This is a genomic window from Paramuribaculum intestinale (assembly GCF_003024925.1).
In the GTDB taxonomy this organism is placed as follows: Bacteria; Bacteroidota; Bacteroidia; order Bacteroidales; family Muribaculaceae; genus Paramuribaculum; species Paramuribaculum intestinale.
The window spans coordinates 1-5,158 of sequence record NZ_PUED01000162.1; the positions used below are offsets into that span (position 1 = coordinate 1).

Annotated in this window: 6 protein-coding genes; 3 read left to right on the forward strand and 3 right to left on the reverse strand. The window is 45.5% G+C overall.

Annotated features, from left to right (window positions below; genetic code table 11):
- Positions 1–50: 50 nt before the first annotated feature.
- Genes C5O24_RS10525 through C5O24_RS10535 form a run of 3 tightly spaced genes read right to left on the reverse strand, consistent with a single transcriptional unit; the run spans position 51 to position 1,547 of the window.
- Positions 51–368: a DUF3408 domain-containing protein gene (locus C5O24_RS10525; protein ID WP_107036645.1), complete on the reverse strand. Its 318-nt coding sequence runs from the start codon at positions 366–368 to the stop codon at positions 51–53.
- 7 nt (positions 369–375) lie between these two features.
- A complete protein-coding gene (locus C5O24_RS10530) occupies positions 376–786 on the reverse strand; it encodes a DUF3408 domain-containing protein (protein WP_107036644.1) in 411 nt (136 codons plus the stop codon).
- A gap of 5 nt (positions 787–791) precedes the next feature.
- Entirely contained in the window at positions 792–1,547 is a 756-nt protein-coding gene (locus C5O24_RS10535) for a ParA family protein (RefSeq protein WP_107036643.1), read from the reverse strand.
- Positions 1,548–2,853: 1,306 nt separating this feature from the next.
- Between C5O24_RS10535 and mobA the strand changes: the two genes are divergently transcribed.
- The 3 genes from mobA to C5O24_RS10550 all read left to right on the forward strand — a co-directional run.
- A complete protein-coding gene (mobA, locus tag C5O24_RS10540; RefSeq protein WP_107036642.1) occupies positions 2,854–3,279 on the forward strand; it encodes a conjugal transfer protein MobA in 426 nt (141 codons plus the stop codon).
- Positions 3,258–4,559, forward strand: a complete 1,302-nt coding sequence (gene mobB, locus C5O24_RS10545; protein WP_107036641.1) for a conjugal transfer protein MobB — start codon at positions 3,258–3,260, stop codon at positions 4,557–4,559. Before mobA ends, mobB begins: the two co-directional genes overlap by 22 nt.
- 248 nt (positions 4,560–4,807) lie before the next feature.
- A partial coding sequence (locus C5O24_RS10550; protein ID WP_262497763.1) for a YWFCY domain-containing protein occupies positions 4,808–5,158 on the forward strand: 351 nt, incomplete at its 3' end.

Consider the following 5,158-nt stretch of genomic DNA (forward strand, 5'->3'; position numbering starts at 1 on the left):
CGTGGCAAGTGATATATTGCTGACCAAAAGGAGAAAAATCAGTATTGCATTCATTGAAACAGATTGGACTTGTTGTCGTCAAATATGCTCTGCATAATGTCGCGGTTCTTCTCAAAATGGTCAAGAATTATCTCCGAGAGATAGCCGCCTATGGTTGCTTGCGGAACGCCGCACCTCTGTACCATCCGCCTTATTACGGCAAGTACCTCCGGATAGATATAAGTTTTAGCTGATGCGGAATCTTTCCGGGTCAGATACTTTTCGACATAGGCAATCCGGGCGGGATCAACCGGTGCAACCTCGATTTCTGTGGTATCCTGTGTTACGGCTATAGTGACCTTGTGGGTAGGAATTCTATCGTTTGACATTCGATATTCATAGTCTTTTTTTGATTATATCCTCAAACTCCTTGAAGTGCTCGGCCAGTACATTATTGACATAAGCCTTCACAGAGCATGACGGACCATTTTCGTATGAGAGTATTCTTCGTATTTTCCTCACAAACTCCGGTGATACCTCTACCATAAGGTATTTCATCTGCGGACGCATGTGAGACATATTCCTCACAAACCGTTGAGAAAACATCTCCTCATCCTCCTTAGAGGCACTGCTTCGTTGTCGCGGTTTGACGGCTGGTGGCGATTCCGGCACCGGAGCCGTTTCGGGATTTTTATCCTCAGTGTTATCAGCGGGTTTCTTCTTCAGCGATGACACACCGGAGGGCTCCTCGCGGAATGACCTGATGAAATCGTCGGGATCGACATCCGATTCATAGACTTTTGCCATAGCCGTCAGGATTTGAGCAGCGACAGTATTTCTTCCGCCAGTTCGGGAAGCCTCGAACCTTTGAGCAGCGTTTTGTCCGGGGGCATGACTGTAGAGCGGAATACCGGGCGGTCGAGCGTCTTTGAGCCCTCTCTGCGATACTTCTTGGTGTCAGGAATCTTCGTCTTGAGAGTCTGTAACCCCAGTTCCTCGAATAACTCTTCATATTGGTCATAGAGGTCGGTTTTCTCACGAGCGTCAACCTGATTCCAGAGAAGATACATCTCCTTTACCTGAGATTTACCGGTAGTGAGCCATTCCTGAATTTTGAGCGCGAAGGCGAGAGAGCTTTCGAGTATTACCTTGTCTGCCGCTATCGGAACTATCACAGAATCCATGCAGTTGATAATATTGACAACTCCACGGTTGTTGACTGTTCCGGGCAGGTCGAAAAAGACTACGTCAATCTCATTGCCCGCCTCGATGATTTCCCTTACCTTGAGCATGGCGTCTTCAGGTTTGACCATGAGCAACGGATATGGTTCAAGTCCCGTCCGCCTGCGGTTCTCCATCACAGCCTTTCTGAAGGAGTCGTTGATTTCGAGCAGCGTGGAATCCCGCTTTCTCATTTCCTCAATGCTGAACTGGGGATAGTCACAGTCAACAACGAGGATTTTCAATCCCTTGACATAGTAAAGATAGCTCGCCATCAGTACCGTCATGGTTGTTTTGCCGGCACCACCCTTTTGAGTGGAAAAGGCAACAAACTTTGGATCTTTCATTCTAATTGCAGATAGAGTGGTTTTGTCAGAGCATAGCGATGGCCGTCAGCGCAAGCCTTGCAAACAGACCGGCTCTGTTTCCCGGGGAACTGTTGCTGGCGACCGCCTATGTCTGCGAATTTATTAAATGGTTGGGGTGGAACTTGCTGTCAGCTCGAACCGCTCATATCAGGTGGCAAGATTGTCCGAGAGTAACATTTTGACAACTGCGACTGTTATGCGACTGTTCAAGACCGAAATACTGCAAGCGTTTTCTTGTGCCGGACGGCTATGGTATTCGGGCAAATGCGATTCCTATGGACATTATTTGAACGCTTGGCGGAATACCGTTGGCCAGTCAGCAATGCAAAATTACGATATGCAGCAGCCTGTTTCCAAATTTTTAAGTATCGTGGCTTTACAAACACATGATTTGTCCCGATTTGTCACCATCGGTCAGCCTCGCTCTTCCTACAGCCGTAATCCTGAATATACCCGATACGTGTAAAGACCTTTACGCATATAGATATTAGGATATTAACTATAGATGGATAAATTGACAGTCAATATTGCCATTCTTATGATTGAGCAGACAATAGGCAGACAGTATGAAGTATTCAAAACAAGTTCCACAAGTAGATAATATGAACTGTAAGTACATCATACATTCAACCTTATTCCTGAGCTGTCATAGGAATTATTGAGCGTCAGATTGAAAATTCATACGATGTGACTATCTGTTGAAATGTCGTTCCTTAACACAATACTTTGAACTGTTCAAGGATAGTATCATCGGCTGAATGTGTTGCAAAGTTAATGACTTAATCATAAGGTCTCCAAATTTTTAGAGGTCGTGGCATTACGAATGTCCAATATGGCACGGCTTGTCACTTTCGCTACCCGGGTCTTTCAACACCCGGAATTTCAAAACAGAAACACTTCCGCACACACATGAAAGCAAGCCATTTCAAAAAAGTGGCTTCAGCCCCTCTCGAAATTTGGTATATGCCATGACTTTTTCGTAACTTTATATCAGCAAAAGCACCGGAGATACGCCACAAGCCGCTCCATGCAAGACAGGGAAACACGCTGATTCGGATTAACCGGCACCGAAATCAACAACATTCCACATATTATATAGGATAGAATGTCCACATAGACATGGCAAGGTATGTGCCACGATGCACGCAATTAAAATTGCGGCACACGGCACCCTTGCCATGCTGCGCATGGTACAATTTACTCCGAAGTCGTAAATTCTTGCGAATAACCTGCGGTTTGCCACTCACAGTCGCTTTGCGAAACCCACAAATCCACATGATAATTTATGAGTAATAACTATCGAAATGCAGGGCGAAAACCCAAGCTTGATCCGACGGTGTTCCGATGTACGGTCAATTTCAATGCTCAGGAGCACGCCAGACTCATCGCCATGCACGAACGGTCAGGAGTGGAATCTATGGCAGCGTTCATAAAAATGCAATTCTTTGGCAAGCCATTCAAGGTGTTTGTCATAGATGAGAATACACGAAAATTCATAGACCGCCTTTCATCCCTCAACTCCCAGTACCGTACACTTGGAGTAAGTTATGACACTCTGGTCAAGACGTTAAGAGAGAATTTCACCGAAAAGAAAGCAATGACTGCCTTATATCGTCTGGAGCAATACACAAAGGAACTTGCCCGGATAAACAGGCAGATTGTTGATCTCGCCAATAAATTTGACGAGCAATGGTTGCTAAAATCTCATTAGGCAATTCTCTTTATGGAGCAATAGCATATAACGGGGAGAAAATCAATAAAGAAAAAGGCCGTGTACTTGATACAAACCTTATCTTCAATGACGGATCCGGTCAAATCAATATCGGTCGTGTATTCGAGGATTTCAAACGATGGATGCCTTCATCCACACGTACTGAAAAACCTATGATGCACATTTCATTGAATCCGCATCCTGATGATAGACTGAGTGATGTTGATTTCACTCGACTTGCCCATGAGTATATGGAAAAGATGGGATTCGGTGAGATGCCATATCTCATAGTGAAGCATGAAGATATAGACAGGCACCATGTTCATATCGTGGCTCTTAGGGTTGGCACTGACGGTAGATGTATCTCCGACAGGAACAATTTTTACCGAAGCAAGGAGATAACCCGGGAGATTGAGAAAAAATATGGATTGAAGCCCGCTGAAAGAGAAAAGATTACTCTCGATATGCCCATCCGTAAGGTTGACCCTGACGGAGATATAAAGCGTCAGGTTGCCAATACCGTCAAGATGGTGGGTATGCGTTACAGGTTCCAGACTCTTGGAGAGTTCAACGCAATCCTCTCCTTATATAATATAAGGTGTGAGGCTGCTGACGGAAGAGTCAACGGTCGGGAGTATCATGGACTGGTATATCATGCTACCGATGATGACGGCAAGACTATCTCAACTCCCTTGAAGGCTTCGCGACTTGGAAAGTTTGCAAGCAGAACAGCGATTGAAGCACGGTTTGAAAGAGCCAAAGACAAGATTGATATCCGTCCTACAAAGAGAATGGTTTCCGCTGTCATGAGCCGGTCAGCCGGTAAGGATGATTTCATAGCCGGACTCCATGAGCAGAACATCGACCTGATTCTACGCTACACGGACGAGGGTCGTATATATGGAGCCACTTTCATTGACCATAACACAAAGACGGTTCTGAATGGCTCTCGACTTGGCAAAGCATTCTCCGCAAATGCTCTTGACCGCTGGTTCAACAATTCTGAGGATAAACCTATTTCCCCGGTCAATGAACAAGAACAGCCGGAGAGAAACTCACATCAGGACAGCGGTGACGGACAAGCTACAGCTCAACCTCATGAAAAAACCGCAAATCAGAATCGTCCCTCCACAACTAACAGGGATATATCAGACGACTATGACCTCACAATTCCCGGGCTGGATCTATTTCAGCAAGGTCAGAGTTTCAATCCGGATGAGGAAGAATTCATCCGTCGCATGAAGAAAAAGAAGAAGCGCGGTCAACGACCGAAACATTAAAAAGGCTGACGAACATCATTCGCCAACCTTCTTGTCAAGTTTTATAATCGCCCCTTGATTGGACGAGAAAGGACCTTCCTCCCGGGAAGACTTCTACAGTGAGTTTTGACATTTTCAGTCTTGTTATACCGCTCCCGTTGATAACGACGGACACTCACTGGCTTTTCCTTTCTACTGCATTTGTAGCGTAATGGTTCATTTGCCATATACTAATAAATAGTACGCTGAAACATTTTTTTCAAATTATTATGTCGCAACAAGAGGATGACCTCAGGTCTTTGGCTAAAATCATGGATATGCTCCGTGGCATAAGTCTGATACTTGTGGTCGCCAATATCTATTGGTTCTGCCAGTCGTTTATTGGCGGTTGGCGGTTCCATTCCGAGACAATGAAGGTGCTCGGCAATCTCAACGAGGCGGGAGGACTGTTCAATAATCCTTGGAACGCCAAATGGTGGGCTTTACTGCTGCTTGCCCTCTCATGTTTTGGCACCAAGGGCGTCAAGAACGAGAAAATCAAATGGGTACATACCTGTCTCTTAACCACATCTGACCCTGCCGACGAGCGAACTAGGTTAGAACCCGGAGACTGCCGTATT

Coding starts and splice junctions, on each gene's coding strand:
- mobA (WP_107036642.1), top strand. CDS start 2,854: ATGAGTAATAACTATCGAAATGCAGGGCGAAAACCCAAGCTTGATCCG.
- C5O24_RS10530 (WP_107036644.1), bottom strand. CDS start 786: ATGGCAAAAGTCTATGAATCGGATGTCGATCCCGACGATTTCATCAGG.
- C5O24_RS10525 (WP_107036645.1), bottom strand. CDS start 368: ATGTCAAACGATAGAATTCCTACCCACAAGGTCACTATAGCCGTAACA.
- mobB (WP_107036641.1), top strand. CDS start 3,258: ATGGTTGCTAAAATCTCATTAGGCAATTCTCTTTATGGAGCAATAGCA.
- C5O24_RS10535 (WP_107036643.1), bottom strand. CDS start 1,547: ATGAAAGATCCAAAGTTTGTTGCCTTTTCCACTCAAAAGGGTGGTGCC.